Origin of the sequence: Sphingosinicella microcystinivorans (assembly GCF_027941835.1) — a bacterium.
In the GTDB taxonomy this organism is placed as follows: domain Bacteria; phylum Pseudomonadota; class Alphaproteobacteria; order Sphingomonadales; family Sphingomonadaceae; genus Sphingosinicella.
In genome coordinates this window covers 1,123,855-1,138,953 of record NZ_CP116005.1, presented here as the reverse complement: position 1 = coordinate 1,138,953, position 15,099 = coordinate 1,123,855, and the positions used below count along the sequence as shown (strand labels likewise).

At 68.6% G+C, this 15,099-nt stretch carries 14 protein-coding genes; 5 read left to right on the top strand and 9 right to left on the bottom strand.

What is annotated here, in order from left to right; all coding sequences use genetic code 11:
* Nucleotides 1-88 precede the first annotated feature (88 nt).
* Nucleotides 89-568: a 2,4'-dihydroxyacetophenone dioxygenase family protein gene (locus tag PE061_RS05465; protein WP_271258146.1), complete on the top strand. Its 480-nt coding sequence runs from the start codon at nucleotides 89-91 to the stop codon at nucleotides 566-568.
* 11 nt (nucleotides 569-579) lie between these two features.
* Nucleotides 580-2,205 carry a long-chain fatty acid--CoA ligase gene (locus tag PE061_RS05460; RefSeq protein ID WP_271258145.1) on the top strand — a complete coding sequence of 542 codons (1,626 nt, stop codon included), beginning with the start codon at nucleotides 580-582 and terminating at the stop codon, nucleotides 2,203-2,205.
* A 113-nt stretch (nucleotides 2,206-2,318) separates the two neighbouring features.
* Here PE061_RS05460 and paaE read toward each other — a convergent pair whose 3' ends face one another.
* The 7 genes from paaE to paaI form a co-directional block, all read right to left on the bottom strand.
* Nucleotides 2,319-3,398, bottom strand: coding sequence for a 1,2-phenylacetyl-CoA epoxidase subunit PaaE (gene paaE, locus PE061_RS05455; protein ID WP_271258144.1), 1,080 nt, complete (start codon nucleotides 3,396-3,398; stop codon nucleotides 2,319-2,321).
* Nucleotides 3,399-3,406: 8 nt separating this feature from the next.
* Entirely contained in the window at nucleotides 3,407-3,874 is a 468-nt protein-coding gene (paaD, locus tag PE061_RS05450; protein ID WP_271258143.1) for a 1,2-phenylacetyl-CoA epoxidase subunit PaaD, read from the bottom strand.
* Entirely contained in the window at nucleotides 3,871-4,623 is a 753-nt protein-coding gene (gene paaC, locus PE061_RS05445; protein WP_271258142.1) for a 1,2-phenylacetyl-CoA epoxidase subunit PaaC, read from the bottom strand. The genes paaD and paaC overlap by 4 nt, the downstream gene beginning before the upstream one ends.
* Complete coding sequence (gene paaB, locus PE061_RS05440; protein ID WP_271258141.1) at nucleotides 4,623-4,907, bottom strand: 1,2-phenylacetyl-CoA epoxidase subunit PaaB; 285 nt, start codon at nucleotides 4,905-4,907, stop codon at nucleotides 4,623-4,625. Before paaB ends, paaC begins: the two co-directional genes overlap by 1 nt.
* A 14-nt stretch (nucleotides 4,908-4,921) precedes the next feature.
* On the bottom strand, nucleotides 4,922-5,908 hold the full coding sequence (gene paaA, locus PE061_RS05435) for a 1,2-phenylacetyl-CoA epoxidase subunit PaaA (protein ID WP_271258140.1): 987 nt from the start codon (nucleotides 5,906-5,908) through the stop codon (nucleotides 4,922-4,924).
* A 73-nt stretch (nucleotides 5,909-5,981) separates the two neighbouring features.
* The gene (gene pcaF / locus PE061_RS05430; protein WP_271258139.1) at nucleotides 5,982-7,184 is read right to left on the bottom strand and encodes a 3-oxoadipyl-CoA thiolase; all 1,203 of its coding nucleotides are present in this window, start codon (nucleotides 7,182-7,184) and stop codon (nucleotides 5,982-5,984) included.
* Nucleotides 7,181-7,657, bottom strand: a complete 477-nt coding sequence (paaI, locus tag PE061_RS05425) for a hydroxyphenylacetyl-CoA thioesterase PaaI (RefSeq protein WP_271258138.1) — start codon at nucleotides 7,655-7,657, stop codon at nucleotides 7,181-7,183. Before paaI ends, pcaF begins: the two co-directional genes overlap by 4 nt.
* Before the next feature lie 86 nt (nucleotides 7,658-7,743).
* On the opposite strand from paaI, the gene paaG reads away from it, so the two are divergent.
* Both paaG and paaZ read left to right on the top strand, forming a co-directional pair.
* The gene (gene paaG, locus PE061_RS05420) at nucleotides 7,744-8,532 is read left to right on the top strand and encodes a 2-(1,2-epoxy-1,2-dihydrophenyl)acetyl-CoA isomerase PaaG (RefSeq protein WP_271258137.1); all 789 of its coding nucleotides are present in this window, start codon (nucleotides 7,744-7,746) and stop codon (nucleotides 8,530-8,532) included.
* A gap of 60 nt (nucleotides 8,533-8,592) precedes the next feature.
* Nucleotides 8,593-10,605 carry a phenylacetic acid degradation bifunctional protein PaaZ gene (paaZ, locus tag PE061_RS05415; RefSeq protein WP_271258136.1) on the top strand — a complete coding sequence of 671 codons (2,013 nt, stop codon included), beginning with the start codon at nucleotides 8,593-8,595 and terminating at the stop codon, nucleotides 10,603-10,605.
* A 136-nt stretch (nucleotides 10,606-10,741) separates the two neighbouring features.
* On the opposite strand, the gene PE061_RS05410 is transcribed toward paaZ, so the two are convergent.
* Together PE061_RS05410 and PE061_RS05405 are read right to left on the bottom strand one after the other, a co-directional pair.
* Entirely contained in the window at nucleotides 10,742-11,479 is a 738-nt protein-coding gene (locus tag PE061_RS05410; protein ID WP_271258135.1) for a LuxR C-terminal-related transcriptional regulator, read from the bottom strand.
* A gap of 19 nt (nucleotides 11,480-11,498) precedes the next feature.
* Nucleotides 11,499-12,581 carry a helix-turn-helix transcriptional regulator gene (locus PE061_RS05405; protein WP_271258134.1) on the bottom strand — a complete coding sequence of 361 codons (1,083 nt, stop codon included), beginning with the start codon at nucleotides 12,579-12,581 and terminating at the stop codon, nucleotides 11,499-11,501.
* A 294-nt stretch (nucleotides 12,582-12,875) separates the two neighbouring features.
* Between PE061_RS05405 and PE061_RS05400 the strand changes: the two genes are divergently transcribed.
* On the top strand, nucleotides 12,876-15,077 hold the full coding sequence (locus tag PE061_RS05400) for a TonB-dependent receptor (RefSeq protein WP_271258133.1): 2,202 nt from the start codon (nucleotides 12,876-12,878) through the stop codon (nucleotides 15,075-15,077).
* Nucleotides 15,078-15,099 lie beyond the last annotated feature (22 nt).

The following is a 15,099-nucleotide window of genomic DNA, read 5'->3' as shown; positions in this document are numbered from 1 at the left end:
CTTGCGCCTTAGGTGTTTCCCGCCATTCCGCGGCGCGGGGCAGATGTGCAGAATGCCGCCCTGTTTCAAAAACGAGGGAGGATTCATCATGGCATTGCTCACCCGGGAAGACAGCCCCGACATCGCCCAGACCGCGCTGCACCGCCCGGCCTTCTTCAATGTCGCCGAGCTGCCGTGGCACGACTGGGTGATGCCCGACACCTGGTTCAAGCTGCTGAACGTCAATCCCTACACGGGCGGGTTCACGATGCTGCTGAAGGTGGGGCCGAACAACCTCGCGCCCGTGCACGGCCATATCGGCTCGGTCGAGGGCATCCTGCTCGAAGGCGGCTTCGGCTACGGCGAGGACCGCGGCCGCGCCGGCTGGTACGTGCGCGAGCCCGGCGGCATCAACCACATCCCCGATACCGACGCGGACGGCATGGTGATGTTCGCCACCGTCAACGGCCCGCTCATGGGCTACAACGCGGACGGCAGCATCGCCGCCGTGGTGGACGCGAAGTTCATGTACGATCTCGCGGCCTCGCACGGCGCGGCCGACCACATCGACAAGCCGCTCGACTGGTAAGAGCCGCCCGGATGCTGGGATTGATGCAGGACAGCCCGCTGCTGATCAGCGGGCTCCTCACCCACGCCGCCGCGGCGCACGGCGCGCGGCCGATCGTGTCGCGGCTCGTCGACGAGCCGCTGTGGCGCTACGACTATGCCGGGCTCGCCGCGCGTACCGCGCGTGCGGCGCACATGCTGCGCGGCATGGGCGTCGCGCCGGGCGACCGGATCAGCTCGCTCGGCTGGAACACGCACCGCCACATGGAGCTGATGTTCGCGGCGCCCGGCATCGGCGCGGTGCTGCACACCGCGAACCCGCGCCTCACCGATGAGCAGATCGCCTACACGATCGAACACGCGGGCAGCAGCATCCTGTTCTACGAACGCACGTTCGCCGATCTGGTCGAGCGGCTGGCGCCGATGCTGCCGCAGCTCACGCGCTTCGTGATGCTGAGCGATGCGGGGCACACGATCCCCGGCAGCGTCGGCGCGGACTCGTGGGAAACGCTGATCGCGGATCAGCCGGACACCATCGACTGGCCGCGCCTCGACGAGAACACGGCGGCGTTCCTCTGCTACACCTCGGGCACCACGGGCCATCCGAAGGGCGTCGTCTACAGCCACCGCTCGACGGTGCTGCACGCGATGGCGGCGAGCCTGCCGTCCGCGTTCGGGCTCGACGTGTTCGACTGCATCATGCCGTGCAGCAGCTTCTATCACGCGACCGGCTGGGGCCTGCCGTTTGCGGGCGCCTTGAACGGCTGCGCGTTCGCGCTGCCCTGCGACCGCATGGACCCGGCGAGCCTGCACGAACTCGTGCTCGGCGAAGGCGTCACCTTCTCTGGCGGCGTGCCGACGATCTGGACGATGTACCTCGATTATCTCCAGCGCACCGGCGGAACCACGGGGAAGCTCCGGCGGCTGGTGATCGGCGGCTCCGCCGTGCCGCGTGCGATGGCGGAGGCGTATTCGCGCACCTACGGCGTCAAGGTGCTGCAACTCTGGGGCATGACCGAGCTGAACCCGCTCGGCGTCGTCGCGACGCCGACACCCGCGCTTGCCGAGGGCGGCGCGGATCATGTCGACGACATCATCTGGACGCGGCAGGGCCGGATGCAGTTCGGCGTCGAGCTCCGCATCACCGACGAGGAGAACCGCGTCCTCCCGCACGACGGCGAGACCTCCGGCGCGCTCAAGGTGCGCGGGCCGTGGACGATCGCGCGCTATTACCGCGCGGAGGACAGTGCGCTCGACGACGAGGGCTGGTTCGACACCGGCGACATCGCCACCATCGACGGCTACGGCTTCATGCGCATCACCGACCGCGCCAAGGACGTCATCAAGTCGGGCGGCGAGTGGGTCAGCTCGATCGACATCGAGAACATCGCGGTCGGCTTTCCGGGCGTGAAGGTCGCGGCGGTGGTCGGCGTGCATCACCCGAAATGGGAGGAGCGTCCGGTCCTCGTCCTCGATCTCCACGAGGACGCCGAGGTGACGGAAGAGGCGATGCGCGCGCACCTCGCCCCGGCCATCGCGAAATGGTGGATGCCGGACCGCATCTTCTTCGACGCCGTGCCGCTGACGGCGACCGGCAAGATCGACAAGAAGACGCTGCGCGCGCGCTACGTGAACTGTCTGGACGACGCGGCGGCGTAAAATCACCCCTCCTCTTCAGGGGAGGGGCCGGGGGTGGGGCGTATCCTCAGACGTTGCACCGGGCGGAACCGCCCCTCCCCAAACCCCTCCCCTGAAGAGGAGGGGCTTTTCGATCAGGCGTCGTAATCGACCATCACGTTGTCGGTCATCGGCACGGCCTGGCAGGTGAGGATATAGCCCTGCGCGACTTCCTCCGGCGACAGGCCGTAGTTCACCTTCATGTGGACCTCGCCGCTCACCAGCTTCGCGCGGCACGTGGCGCACACGCCCGCCTTGCAGGCGTAGGGCGTCGGCAGTCCGGCCGCGCGGGCGCTGTCGAGGATGCTGCCTTGTGCGCTTTCGAATGCGAAGCGGCGACGGCGGCCTTCCAGCGTCGCCTCGATCTTGCGGCCTTCGGCCTTGCGCTCGAGTTCGCGTGCCGCTGCGGCCTGCTCGGCGGTCGGGCGATCGGTGGTGAAGCGCTCCACCTTGATGCGGTCGGCCGCGACGCCAGCCGTGGTCAGCGCGCTTTCCACCGCGTCCATCATCGGGCCGGGGCCGCAGATGAAGGCGGCGTCGATGGCGGCGGGATCGATCAGCCCCTGCATCAGCTCGGCGAGCTTCCCGGAATCGAGACGGCCGTTGAAGAGGGCGATGTCCTCGTCGTCCTCGTCCTCGAGGAAGTGGTAGGCTTCCAGCCGGTCGAGGAAGCGGTCCTTGAGCGCGGCGATCTCCTCGAGGAACATGATCTCGTTGCTGGCGCGGTTGCCGTAGAACAGGGTGAACCGGCTGTTCGGCTCCTCGCGGAGCGCGGTCTTGAGGAGCGACAGCACCGGCGTGATGCCCGAGCCGCCCGCGAAGCCCACGTAATGCCGCGCAGCATTCGCATCGAAATCCCACGAGAAGCTGCCGTGCGGCGGCATCACCTCGATCGTGTCGCCGGCGGCGAGCGCGGTGTTCGCCCAGCGCGAGAAGCGGCCGTCGGAAATGGCCTTGATCGCCACGCGAAGCTGGCCCTCGTGCGGGGCGACGCAGAGCGAATAGTTGCGGCGCAGGTCCTCGCCGTCGATGTCGGCGCGAAGCGTGATGTGCTGGCCCGCGCGGAAGGCGAAGGCCTCGCGCTCGGCCTCGGGCACGTCGAACAGGATGGAGACGGCGCTCGGCGTCTCGCGGCGGACTTCGGCGATCTTCAGCGTGTGGAAATGCGTGGACATTCAGGGCCTCAATGGCATTTGAAACGGTCGAAGGGCTCGCGGCAGCTGTCGCACTGCCAGAGCGCCTTGCAGGGGGTGGAGCCGAACCGGCTGACCTCGTGCGTGTTCCTTGAACCGCAGCGCGGGCAGGTGGCAGGCTGGCTGTTCATGCGGATGTCGTCGGGCGGCGGGTCGATGCCGTAGGCGCGCAGCTTCTCGCGGCCGTCCTTGGTGATCCACGCCGTGGTCCACGGCGGCGACAGGCGGGTTTCGATGGCGACATCCGCCATACCCGCCGCATCGAGCGCCTCGCGGACCGCGAGCTGGATGTAGGCCGTGGCAGGGCACCCCGTGTACGTCGGTGTGATCAGCACGCGCGGCGGCTCGGCATCGGTGAGCACGTCGCGGACGATGCCGAGATCGACCAGCGACACCGCCGGGATCTCGGGGTCCGGCACGGAGGCAAGCACGGCCATGATGGCGCGTGCGTCGTTCACCAGACGGCTTCCGGATAGGTGCGCGGGATGTGCTGCATCACCGCGAGCATGTGCCCGAGGTGCTCGGAATGATGGCCCTTGCGCCCGCCGACGATGGGGCGCGGAAGCTCCATCGCGGGAAGGCCCGCCTCGGCGAGCACCGCCGCGACGCGCGCCTCGAACACCGGGCGCAGCGCGGCCGGATCGACCGCGATGCCCTCGGCGACGAGCGTTTCGATGACACTGTCCGTCTGGAACAGCTCGTCGACGAAGCGCCAGTGCCAGTCGAGGCCCGCGATCATGCGCGTCCGGCTTTCCCCGGTGCCGTCACCGAGACGGATCACCCAGTCGGCGGCGAGGTCGGCGTGGTAGGCGACCTCCTTCACAGCCTTGGCGGCGATCTCGGCGAGGCGCGCGTCCTTCGAGACGGCGAGCCTGTCGAACAGCGCCTTCTGCCATGTCGAGAACAGGAACTGCCGCGCCATCGTGCGCGCGAAATCGCCGTTCGGCTGCTCGACCATCAGGCAGTTGGTCCACGCCATCACGTCGCGGTGGAAGGCGAGACGATCGGCGTCGCGGCCCTTGCCTTCAAGCTCGCCCGCGTAACCGAGGAAGAGCTGCGCCTGCCCGACGAGATCGAGCGCGACGTTGGCGAGCGAGAGGTCGACCTCGATGGTCGGCGCGTGGCCGCACCACTCGGAAAGCCGCTGCCCGAGCACGAGGCTGTCGTCGCCGAGGCGCAGCGCGTAGGTGAAAAGCGCGTCCGTCATCACATGTGCTTCACGGCGTCGGGGAGGTCGTAGAAGGTCGGATGACGATAGATCTTCGTCTCCGCCGGCTCGAACATCGGCCCCGCCTGCTCGGGATCGGACGCGGCGATGTCGGACGAGCGCACCACCCAGAGGCTGACGCCTTCCATGCGCCGCGTGTAGGTGTCCCGCGCGTGGCGGAGCGCGATCGTCGCGTCGGGCGCGTGCACCGATCCCGCGTGGCGGTGCGAAAGCCCGCCGCGCGCGCGCACGAACACTTCCCAGAGAGGCCAATCGGTCTTCATGTCTCGTCTTTCCTTCAGGCTGCGGCCTTGATGCGGCGGCGGGCTTCGTAGGCGTCTGCCGCCTCGCGCACCCAGGCGCCGTCGTCCCACGCCTTGCGGCGGGCTTCCATGCGTTCCTTCGCGGTCGGACCCTCGCCGCGCACGACGGCGTAGAATTCCTCCCAGTCGAGCGCGCCGTAGTCGTAATGGCCGCGCTCCTCGTTCCACTTGAGGTCGGCGTCCGGCACCTTCATGCCGAGCAGGTGGACCTGCGGCACGGTGGCGTCGACGAACTTCTGGCGAAGCTCGTCGTTGGTCTCGCGCTTGATGCGCCAGCGGATCGACTGCGCCGAGTTCGGCGAATTCTCGTCGGGCGGGCCGAACATCATCAGCGCCGGCCACCACCAGCGGTCGATGGCGTCCTGCACCATCGCCTTCTGCTCGTCGGTGCCGTTCGCCATCACGAGGAGGGCGTCATAGCCCTGCCGCTGGTGGAAGCTCTCTTCCTTGCAGACGCGGACCATCGCGCGCGCATAGGGGCCGTAGGAGGTGCGCTGCAGCGGCACCTGGTTCATGATCGCGGCGCCATCCACCAGCCAGCCGATGGCGCCGATGTCGGCCCACGTCAGCGTCGGGTAGTTGAAGATCGTCGAGTATTTCGCCTTGCCGCTGTGCAGCGCGTCGATCATCTCCTCGCGCGAGGCGCCGAGCGTCTCGGCGGCGGAATAGAGGTAGAGGCCGTGGCCGCCCTCGTCCTGCACCTTGGCGAGCAGGATCGCCTTGCGCTTCAGCGACGGCGCGCGCGTGATCCAGTTGCCCTCCGGCAGCATCCCGACGATCTCGCTGTGCGCGTGCTGCGAAATCTGGCGGATGAGCGTGCGGCGATACGCCTCCGGCATCCAGTCCTTGGGTTCGATGAAGGCGTCGGCGGCGACCCGCGCCTCGAACGCGTCGATGAGGTCCTGCGGTTCCCGCGCGGGAACCTGCTGCGGATCGGCCTTCTGAAGTTCTGTGGTGTACACGGGGCGCTCCTTCCTCCCTGTTCCGTCTCACGTATAATAAATCGACCGACCGGTCAATTATTATTTGAACGATTCAGACACGCTCGATCAGTAGCGCGATGCCCTGCCCGACGCCGATGCACATGGTGGCCAGGCCGTAGCGCCCGCCGCGCTTCCGGAGCTCGATGGCGGCGGTGAGCGCGAGGCGCGCGCCGGACATGCCGAGCGGGTGGCCGAGCGCGATGGCGCCGCCGTTCGGGTTCACGTGCGCCGCGTTGTCGGGGAGCCCGAGCTGGCGCAGCACGGCGAGGCCCTGCGCGGCGAACGCCTCGTTGAGCTCGATGACGTCGACGTCGCCGAGCGCGACGCCGGTGCGCGCGAGCAGCCGCCGCGTGGCGGGGGCGGGGCCGATGCCCATGATGCGCGGCGGCACGCCCGCGACGGCGCCGCCGACGATGCGGGCGATGGGGGTGAGCCCGTGCTTCGCCGCCGCCGATTCGCTGGCGATGAGCAGCGCTGCCGCGCCGTCATTGACGCCGCTGGCATTGCCCGCGGTGATCGTGCCGTCCGCGCGCACGATGGGGCGGAGCTTGCCGAGCGTTTCCATGCTCGTCTCGCGCGGATGCTCGTCGCGGTCGACGACGACGGGGTCGCCCTTCCTGCGCGCGATGGTGACAGGCACGATCTCCTCGGCGAAGCGGCCGCTCGCCTGCGCGGCGGCGGCGCGGCGCTGGCTCTCGACCGCGAACCGGTCCTGGTCCTCGCGCGAGACGCCGAAGTCGTCCGCGACGTTCTCCGCCGTCTCGGGCATCGAATCGATGCCGAAGCCCGCCTTCATCAGCGGGTTCACGAAGCGCCAGCCGATGGTGGTGTCGTAGACGGCGTTGCCGCGCGAGAAGGCGCTGTCCGCCTTCGGCATCACGAAGGGCGCGCGCGTCATGCTCTCGACGCCGCCCGCCACGATGAAATCGGCGTCGCCGGCGCGAATCGCGCGCGACGCCATCGCCACCGCGTCGAGGCCGGAGCCGCACAGGCGGTTGATCGTGGTGCCCGGCGCGCTGTCGCCGAGGCCCGCGAGCAGCGCCGCCATGCGCGCGACGTTGCGGTTGTCCTCGCCCGCCTGGTTGGCGCAGCCGAGGATCACGTCGTCGAGCGCACCCCAGTCGATGCCGGGATTGCGCGCGGCGAGCGCCTTCAGCGGCACCGCAGCGAGATCGTCCGGCCGGACCTCCGCGAGCGATCCGCCGTAGCGGCCGATCGGCGTGCGCGCGGCGTCGCAGATGAAAGCTTCCGTCATGATTGTCCCTCTTCGATGACCGGCCCACCGATGGTGCGGCTGAGCCCCTGGAATTCAGCGATGATGCGGCCGTCTTCGCCGAAGACGCTGACGGCGTATACCCCCGTCCGGCCTTTCGCGGCGCGCTCGCGCGCTTCGGCGACGAGCCGCTCGCCCGCGCGGCCAGCATCTATGAAGCTGATGCTGGCGTGCTGCGCCACGGTCTGCACGTTGCGCGAATTGCAGGCGTAGGCGAACGCGGTGTCGGCGAGCAGGAAGACCATGCCGCCGTGCGCCATGCCGAAGCCGTTCAGCATGGCGGGTGAGAGCCGCATGGCGACGCGCGCATAACCTTCGCCCGCCGCCTCGATCTCGAGGCCGAAGGCGGGCGTGGTGCCTTCCTTCGCCGCCATTGCGCGGGCGATGCGGAGCGCCGTATCGTCGGCGGAGAGCGGTGCGGAATTTGGCGGATTCGGCTTCGTCGTGTCAGGCATGGCGAGGCAGATAGCGGGCGATTTCGCGCTTGCCAATAATTGTTCGACCGTTCATTTTATCATTAACAATTGCGGAGGGAGGTGGCGTGTCTTTCGAAACGATCGTGTTCGACATCAGCGAGGGCGTCGCGACGCTGACGCTGAACCGTCCCGACCGTCTCAACAGCTTCACCGTGCAGATGCACGGCGAGGTCGCCGAGGCGCTCGACCGCACCGAGAAGGAGGGCGCGCGCGCCCTGCTGCTGACGGGCGCGGGGCGCGGCTTCTGCGCGGGGCAGGACCTTTCCGACCGTGCCGTGACGCCGGGGGAAAGCGCCGTCGATCTCGGCGATTCGGTGGAGCGGTTCTACAATCCGCTGATCCGCCGACTGAACACGATTCCCATCCCGGTCGTCTGCGCCGTGAACGGCGTTGCCGCGGGCGCGGGCGCCAACATCGCGCTTGCCTGCGACATCGTGCTTGCCGCGAAAAGCGCGAAGTTCATCCAGTCCTTCGCGGCGATCGGCCTCATCCCCGACAGCGGCGGCACGTGGGTGCTGCCGCGCCTCGTGGGTCAAGCGCGCGCGCTCGGCCTCGCCATCACCGGCGAGCCGCTCAGCGCCGAGCGCGCCGAAGAGTGGGGCCTCATCTGGAAGTGCATCGACGACGAGGCGCTTGCCGAAGAGGCGCGCGCGCTTACCGTTCGCCTCGCCGCCGGACCGACGCAGGGCCTCGCCGCCACGCGGCAGGCGATCCGCGGCGCATGGGCGAACACGCTCGACGCCGAGCTCGACAACGAGCGCGACCTGATGCGCCGCCTCGGCTTTTCCGCCGACTACAAGGAAGGCGTCGCCGCCTTCATGGAAAAGCGCAAACCGAAATTCACCGGCATCTGATTCACCGGCGCCTGATCCGCGCGCCGTCCACGACGACCCCTGTTCCCGGAGCCACGATCCATGACCGCCATTCTTGAAAACTACGCCGAAGGCCGCTGGGTGAAGAGCGCCGGCGGGCTCGCGCCCATCCATTCCGCGCTCACCGGCGCGGTCGTCGCCGAGACCGGCAGCGACGGCCTCGATTTCGGCGGCATGGCGGATTACGCCCGCAAGAAAGGCGGCAAGGCGCTGCGCGCCATGACCTTCCACGAGCGCGCGCTGATGCTGAAGGCGCTCGGCCAGGCGATCATGGAGCGCAAGGAAGAGCTCTACGACCTGTCGTGGGACACGGGCGCGACGCGCGCCGACAGCTGGATCGACATCGAGGGCGGCGCGGGCACCTTGTTCTCCTACGCCTCGAAGGGGCGGCGCGAGCTGCCGAACGACCGCATCCTGATCGACGGCGACACCGAGGTGCTGGCGCGTGACGGCAGCTTCATCGGCCAGCACGTCTACACCTCGATGCAGGGCTTCGCGCTCCACATCAACGCGTTCAACTTCCCCGTGTGGGGGATGCTCGAAAAGCTCGGGCCGACGCTGCTCGCGGGCGTTCCCGCGATCGTGAAGCCCGCGTCCGCCACGGCTTACGTGGCCGAGGCGGCGTTCCGTATCATGATCGAAAGCGGCGTGCTGCCGGAGGGCGCGCTCCAGTTCATCGCCGGGATGCCGGGCGACCTCTTCGATCATCTCACGGGGCAGGATTCGGTGGCGTTCACGGGCTCGGCGGCGACCGCCGCGAAGCTCCAGCAGATCCCGGTGATCGCGCGCGAGGCGGTGCGCTTCACGGCGGAGCGCGATTCGCTCAATGCCTCGATCCTCGCGCCGGATGCTGCGCCGGGCACGCCGGAGTTCGACCTGTTCGTGAAGGAGGTCGCGCGCGAGATGACGGTGAAGGCCGGGCAGAAGTGCACCGCGATCCGCCGCGCGCTGGTGCCCGCGAGCCTGATCGACGCCGTGCAGGAGGCGCTCTCCGCGCGCCTCGCGAAGACGGTGGTCGGCGATCCGCGTCAGGAAGGCGTCACCATGGGCGCGCTCGTCAGCCGCGGCCAGCTTGCGGACGTGCGCGCCAAGGTGGCCGAGCTTTCGGCGGTCGCGCCGGTCGTCTACGGCGATCCGAACGCGGCGGACGACGGAAAGGGCGCATTCTTCGCGCCGGTGCTGATGCGCACCGACGATCCGTGGAAGGCGGAGGCGATTCACGAGGTGGAGGCGTTCGGCCCGGTCTCGACGCTGATGCCCTACGCCGATCTCGCCGATGCCGCGGCGCTTGCCAACCACGGCAAGGGCTCGCTCGCCATTTCCGTGTTCACGCACGACGGCGCCACGGCGCGCGAGCTGGTGCTCGAATCGGGCGCATTCCACGGGCGCATGGCGTTCCTGAACCGCGAATCCGCGAAGACCTCCACGGGCCACGGCTCGCCGCTGCCGGTGCTCGTCCACGGCGGCCCCGGCCGCGCGGGCGGCGGCGAGGAGATGGGCGGCATCCGCGGCGTCAAGCACTGCATGCAGCGCACCGCGCTTCAGGGCGATCCGGGGCTGCTGTCGAAGGCGCTCGGCGAGTATCTGCCCGGCGCGCCGATGGACGAGGGCACGGTGCACCCGTTCCGCCTGCGCCTCGGCGAGCTGGAACCGGGCTACACGCTGAAGACCGGATCGCGCACCATCACCCTCGACGACATCGAGCATTTCGCGCACTTCACCGGCGACACCTTCTACGCGCACATGGACGAGGAGGCCGCGAAGGCGAGCCCGATCTTTGGCGGGCGCGTGGCGCACGGCTACCTGATCCTGTCGTTCGCGGCCGGCCTCTTCGTCGATGCGCCTCCGGGGCCGGTGCTCGCCAACTACGGCCTCGAGCACCTGCGCTTCGTGAAGCCGATGAAGCCGGGCGATTCGATGAAGGTCTCGCTCACCGTGAAGTCGAAGTCGCAGCGCTCGCCCGAGATGGGCGAGGTGCGCTGGGCGGTGCGCGTCACCAACCAGGACGACGAGCTTTGCGCGACATACGACCTGCTGACGATGAACGCGGTGTAGCCCGACCGAAACGACAGTCCGGTTGTGCGTCCCTCGACTTCGCTCGGGATGAAGGGGCCTTTATCCCTTGTAAAACGTGCATCATCCCGAGCGAAGTCGAGGGACGCACGGTATTCGTGTCAGAACGCCGGATCGGTCAGTCGAGGATCGCGGGAAGGAAATCCGCCGCGCACGAGAAGCCGAGGCGCTGGTAGGCGCGCTGGCGGTAGGTGAGGACGCTGCTCGGGCGGATGTCGAGCGCATCCGCCGTGCGCTCCGCGGTCCAGCCGGCGACGGTGCGGGCGGCGACCTGCCGCTCGCGGTGCGTGAGCGCCGGAAAGGCGCGCGCGATGCGGGCTTCCAGACGTTCGACGAGGCGGGCCTCGGGGTCGGGCGCCGCGATGTTCTGCCGGGCGAGCGCGGTGAGGCCGACGTTGGCGAGCGCGGCGAGCGCGGCGGTGCCTTCGCTGTCCTGCCGCCGGTAGAAGCTGAGCACGATCGCACGCCCGGCGCCGCGCCAGCCGAAGCAGAGCTTGTCGGCGAAGCGGGGCTGCTCGAAGCAGATCGCGCGGTAGTCGCGCAGGCTGATTTCCGCGGCGCGCACGCAGGCGACGAAGCCGCGTCCAGCGGCGGTGCGCTGGCGGGCGTGGACGACCGGATCATGGTGGTAGAAGCGCTCGGCATAGTGCCGCGCGCGGCGGTCGTGGTCGCCGCGTTCGCTGATCGAGGAGAGCGCGACCGGGCGCTCGCCGTCGCGGACATGGTAGGCGAAGATCTCGTCGACGCCCGCGACGCGCTGCGCGGCGTCCAGCATCAGCGCGCCGAACGCGGGCGTGCCCATCGCGTCGACGAGCGCGGCGCCGATGTCGGGATCGAGGAGCGGAAGCTCGGCCATCGGCGGAGCGTTACCGCACTTACTGGATGTGCAGCAAGCGCGAGACGAGCTGCGTCCGGCTGCTGACGCCCACCTTGCGGTAGATCGAGCGAAGGTGGTTCTCGCCGGTGCGCAGCGAGATGCCGAGTTCGTGGCTGAGCGAGGCGTTGCACTTGCCCGACGCGATCTGGCGCGCGATCTCCGTCTCGCGCTCGGTGAGGCCGAAGCGGCGGCAGGCGTCGCCGATGGCGTGGCGCGGGCCGCCGCCGCTGGTGACGACGAGATGGAAGTGGCGCCCGTCGGCCGTTTCAAAATTGCGGACCTCGACATCGAACGCGCGCGGGCCGTTCGCCTTGAAGCCGAACGCCGCGCCGGGCACGCGATCCACGGTCAACAAACGCTGCTTGATCTCGCCGAGCACGGACGAGCCGCCGCGCGCGCCGGTGAGGCCGAGGTCCTCCATGCCCTTCGCGTTGCCGTTGCGGACGACGAGATCCTCGTCGAGGATCAGGAAGCCCATCTCCGTGCCCGCCTCGCGCGCGGCGATGGCGATGGTCTCGGAAAGCGCCAGCGCCTCCTTGCAGGCGAGCGCATAGAGCACCGAGCGGATCGCCGGCACCAGCCGCTGGAACCACGCGAGCTGCTCCGGCAGGAAGGCGATGTCGCCGTGGCGGCGATGGAAGCCGACGCAGGCGAGCTGGGCTTCGAGACCGGTCTTCATCGGCATCGCGACGGCGACGACATGGCCGATGTCGTAGGGGCGCAGGAACGTGTCGCGGTACTGCGCGTCTTCTGCGAGCTCGCGCTCGAAGGAGCTGGTGAGCAGGCTCGGCGCCGGGCCGCGCTCGTCGTCGATCCATTCCATCACCGGACGGATCACGGGGTCGAGCGCGTAGAGCCCGTCGACATAGGCATCCACCGACGCGGGCGTGCCGCCGACATAGCTGCGCGCACCGAAATGCCGGTCGCCGTAGGGCGACGAAAAGATCTGCATGAACACCGCGCTCGTCGCGCCGAGCGCATCGACCATCGGTTCGAGCACTGTTTCGCCGACCGCGTCGGCGCTTTCGCACGACAGAATCTTCTCGAAGATCCCCGCTGAGGGATCCTCCCCGAAATTCACGCTGGGCACCTCCGCCTCCCTCGTCCCTCGGTCTCGTGCGCTCTTCATGGCGCGTATCTATAGATCGACCGATCGTACAATGAATCTACTGCCCCTGCATTCCGCATTCAATCAGAAAAGCCGGCGCGGGAAAAGTGCCGGAGACGCGCGGCTTCCGCGCCACACCCCCCGATACCCCCATGAGTGTTTCCCGTTATAGGCGGCTTTTCGGGAACGCGCCATGAAGGGCCCCGAGAAGCAAGATCGCCGGCCGCCGCGGGGCGCGACCGGCCTTTCGGGGGAGGTGTCAGAATCATGAAACGGACCAGCGGTTTCAACACGGGTGCCGGTCTTCTCGCGCTTGCGGCCGCGCTCGGCGCGACGGGCGCGGCGGCGCAGGATGCCGCGACGGGCGGCAGCGACGGCATCGAGGCCATCGTCGTCACCGCGACGCGCCGCGCCGCGAACGTGCAGGACATCGGCATCGCCGTCACGGCGCATGGCGGCGACCGCCTCGTCGAGCTCGGCCTGCGCGACACGACCGACCTTGCGGCGATGACGCCGGGCCTGCAGTTCGTCTCGCCGGGTGGCCCGCCGGTCGCCGGCCTCATCTCGATCCGCGGCGTTTCGCAGAACGATTTCGCCGGCCACATCGAGCCCGCCAACGCCTTCTACATCGACGAGGTGTACCAGCCCTCGAGCGGCACCAGCGTGCAGCAGCTGTTCGACGTCGGCCGTGTCGAGGTGCTGAAGGGCCCGCAGGGCACGCTGTTCGGCCGCAACGCCACGGGCGGCCTCGTCCACATCGTCACCAACCAGCCGGGCGACGAACTCGACGGTTATGTCGACCTCACCTACGGCAGCTACGACCAGTTCCGCATCGAGGCCGCGGTCGGCGGCCCGATCGCCGAGGGCGTCTCCGCGCGCGTCGCCTTCATGAAGGACAAGCACGACGGCTACGTGAAGAACGCGATCGGCCCCGACCTCCTCGCCGACGACACGCTCGCCGGGCGTTTCCAGCTCCGGCTGGAACCGAACGAGGCGCTGACGATCAACCTGTTCGCCGACTGGTACAAGACGCGGCCCGTGACCAGCGGCGGCGCCATGATCACCGGCGCCACGCAGGATGCGGACGGCCTCGGCGTGCCGCTGCCGCCGGGCTCGCCCACCGGCTTCGGCTATGCCGACGCGGACGGCGATCCCTACACCGGCGCGTTCAACTACGCGGGCAACTTCGCGCGCGAGACGTGGACCATCGGCGGCAAGATCAATTACGATCTCGGCGGCGGCTACTCGCTCGCGACGGTGACGAGCTACCAGAAGCTCGACAGCACCTACGCCGCCGACAACGATTTCTCGCCGGTCGACATCGGCGTCTTCGAGCAGGACGCGAAGGCGAAGCACTTCACGCAGGAAATCCGCCTGATCGAGGACGACGGCGCGTTCCGCTGGACCGCCGGTCTCTACTACCTCAACATCAACGGCGACTATTTCCAGGGCTTCAACCTCTCCGGCTTCGCCACCTATCCGCGCGCCGACTACCGGGTCGACACCAAGTCCTACTCGGGCTTCGCGCAGGCGGAATACGATCTCTCCGATCAGCTCAAGCTGTCGGCGGGCATCCGCGTGACGCGCGACGAGAAGGACTATTACTACTCGGAAATCTGCGAAGGCCCGCTCTGCCCGCTGCTGATCGCGCCGGGCACGCTTGCGGCGAACGGCGTCACCACCGACAAGCACGGCGAAACCGGCGTTTCGGGCCGCCTCGCGCTCGACTGGAAGCCCAATGATGCGATGCTCCTCTATGCGAGCATCAACCGCGGCTACAAGGCGTTCAACTACAACGCCGGTTTCGTCGGGCAGGCGCCGCTCTCCGGCTTCCGCTTCAAGGGCGAGAACCTGATGGCGTATGAAATCGGCGGCAAGTTCGAGCTGCTCGATCGCCGCGTCCGCTTCAACGCCGCGACCTTCTATTACGACTATTCGAACTATCAGGCGTTCGACCAGCGCGGCTTCAACTTCACGCTGTTCAACACCGGCGCGGAGATCTACGGCGCGGACTTCGAGCTGTCGGTGCAACCGGGCATGGGCTTCCGCTTCGACGCGGGCCTCGCGCTGCTGCACACGAACGTCGAGGATATTCCGATCGGCACGCGCCTCGTCGACCGCAAGGCGCCGCAGTCGCCCGGCCACACGATCAACCTCGCCGCGACGAAGGACTTCGATCTCGGCTTCGGCGAGCTCAGCACGACGTTCAACGCCGTCTACACCGCGGACTTCTACTCGCAGCTCACCAACGCGGCGGTCACGAAGGTCCCGGGCGGATGGCTCGCCAATGCGCGCGTGTCGTTGAAGACGATGGAGGACAAGCTCGAGCTTTCGGTGTTCGCGAACAACGTGTTCGACAAGGCCCGCAAGATCTTCTCGTTCGACGTCTCGGCCCCGCCGCTCGGCGGCGCCTACGACACCTACACGCAGCCGCGCTGGTTCGGTGCGCAGGTGCGCTACAACTTCTAGAAAAGAAACGGCCGGAGGCGGG